This is a genomic window from Sphingobium sp. LMC3-1-1.1, assembly GCF_040676285.1.
Classification (GTDB): domain Bacteria; phylum Pseudomonadota; class Alphaproteobacteria; order Sphingomonadales; family Sphingomonadaceae; genus Sphingobium.
In genome coordinates this window covers 1-2,623 of sequence record NZ_JBEGHQ010000021.1, presented here as the reverse complement: position 1 = coordinate 2,623, position 2,623 = coordinate 1, and the positions used below count along the sequence as shown (strand labels likewise).

The following is a 2,623-nucleotide window of genomic DNA, read 5'->3' as shown; positions in this document are numbered from 1 at the left end:
GCGCGATCAGAGCAATTAGGACCGGTTAGCTCCATATGTTACCACACTTCTACATCCGGCCTATCAAGGTCGTGGTCTACGACCGCTCGAAGAAATCTTATCTTGAGGGAGGCTTCCCGCTTAGATGCTTTCAGCGGTTATCCCGTCCATACATAGCTACCCTGCTGCGCCCTTGGCAGGACGACAGGTACACCAGAGGTATGTTCAACCCGGTCCTCTCGTACTAGGGTCAACTCCTCTCAAATTTCGACGCCCACGGCAGATAGGGACCAAACTGTCTCGCGACGTTCTGAACCCAGCTCACGTACCACTTTAATTGGCGAACAGCCAAACCCTTGGGACCTGCTCCAGCCCCAGGATGTGATGAGCCGACATCGAGGTGCCAAACGATTCCGTCGATATGAGCTCTTGGGAATCATCAGCCTGTTATCCCCGGCGTACCTTTTATCCGTTGAGCGATGGCCCTTCCACGAGGGACCACCGGATCACTATGACCGACTTTCGTCTCTGCTCGACTTGTCAGTCTCGCAGTCAGGCGGGCTTATGCCATTGCACTCTAACAGACGGTTTCCAACCGTCCTGAGCCCACCATCGCGCGCCTCCGTTACTCTTTAGGAGGCGACCGCCCCAGTCAAACTACCCGCCACAGAGGGTCCCTGCACCGGATAACGGTGCGAGGTTAGACATCAGAAAACAACAGGGTGGTATTTCACCTATGGCTCCACGACAACTGGCGTCATCGCTTCAAAGCCTCCCACCTATGCTACACAGTTCTTTCCTAATGCCACTCTGAAGCTGCAGTAAAGGTGCACGGGGTCTTTCCGTCTAACCGCGGGTACTCCGCATCTTCACGGAGAATTCAATTTCGCTGAGCATATCCTGGAGACAGTGGGGAAGTCGTTACGCCATTCGTGCAGGTCGGAACTTACCCGACAAGGAATTTCGCTACCTTAGGACCGTTATAGTTACGGCCGCCGTTTACCTGGGCTTCAATTCAGTGCTTGCACACCTCCTCTTAACCTTCAGGCACCGGGCAGGCGTCAGGCCCTATACGTCGTCTTGAAGCCGACTTAGCAGAGCCCTGTGTTTTTGCTAAACAGTCGCTACCCCCTGGCCTGTGCCCCCCACAAAAAGTTGCCTTCATGTGGGGCCTCCTTCTTCCGAAGGTACGGAGGCAATTTGCCGAGTTCCTTCAGGATACTTCTCTCAAACGCCTTGGTATACTCTACCATTCCACCTGTGTCGGTTTAGGGTACGGTCTATACGGTGGGGCTATTTCCTGGGACAACTTCCCTGCCCGGACCAATCCAATAAGGCCGAACAAGTTACGCCATCCGTCACACACCACCAGGCCCACGAATATTAACGTGGTTCCCATCGACTACCCCCTTCGGGCTCGTCTTAGGGGCCGGCTTACCCTGCTCAGATTAGCTTTAAGCAGGAACCCTTGGAATTTCGGCGACAGTGCATCTCACACTGTTAATCGCTACTCATGTCTGCATTCGCACTTCCGATACCTCCACGACCCATTACCAGATCGCTTCAACGGCCTACGGAACGCTCCGCTACCGCGTGATCGTAAACGATCACACCCTAAGCTTCGGTGCACGTCTTGAGCCCCGTTACATCTTCGCCGCAGGATCTCTTATTTAGACCAGTGAGCTGTTACGCTTTCTTTAAAGGATGGCTGCTTCTAAGCCAACCTCCTGGTTGTTTTGGAAATCCCACATGCTTTCCCACTTAGACGTGACTTGGGGACCTTAGCTGTAGGTTAGGGCTGTTTCCCTTTTGACGACGGACCTTAGCACCCGCCGTCTGTCTGCCGGACTAGACTCGTTGGTATTCGGAGTTTGGTTAGTATTGGTAGATCTCGCGACCCCCGCAACCATCCAGTGCTCTACCCCCAACGGCAATCATCCGACGCTCTACCTCAATAGATTTCGCGGAGAACCAGCTATTTCCCGGCTTGATTGGCCTTTCACCCCTAAACACAACTCATCCGATAATTTTTCAACATTAAACGGTTCGGCCCTCCAGTGCGTGTTACCGCACCTTCAGCCTGGTCATGCCTAGATCGCCGGGTTTCGGGTCTAATGCATCGAACTCATGGTCGCCCTATTCAGACTCGCTTTCGCTGCGCCTACACCTAACGGCTTAAGCTTGCTCGATACACTAAGTCACAGACCCATTATGCAAGAGGTACGCGGTCAGGTCTCAAGGACCCTCCCACTGCTTGTAGGCATCCGGTTTCAGGTACTGTTTCACTCCCCTCATCGGGGTGCTTTTCACCTTTCCCTCACGGTACTGGTTCGCTATCGGTCATGTACGAGTATTTAGGCTTGGAGGGTGGTCCCCCCATGTTCAGACAGAGTTTCACGTGCTCCGCCCTACTCAAGTCCTGATGTTTCGCTTTCACATACGGGGCTGTCACCCGCTATGGCGCCACTTTCCAGAGGCTTCTGTTAACTAAACACCAGGCACTGGCCTGGTCCGCGTTCGCTCGCCACTACTAACGGAATCTCGGTTGATGTCTTTTCCTCCGGGTACTGAGATGTTTCAGTTCCCCGGGTTCGCTTCACCAAAGCCTATTTTATTCAGCTTAGTGATACCTCTCCCATTTAAC

At 53.5% G+C, this 2,623-nt stretch carries 1 rRNA gene; it reads right to left on the bottom strand.

The features are described 5' to 3' along the window. Positions 1-2,623: ribosomal RNA gene (locus MRBLMC3_RS13440) — 23S ribosomal RNA — on the bottom strand; the annotation flags it as partial.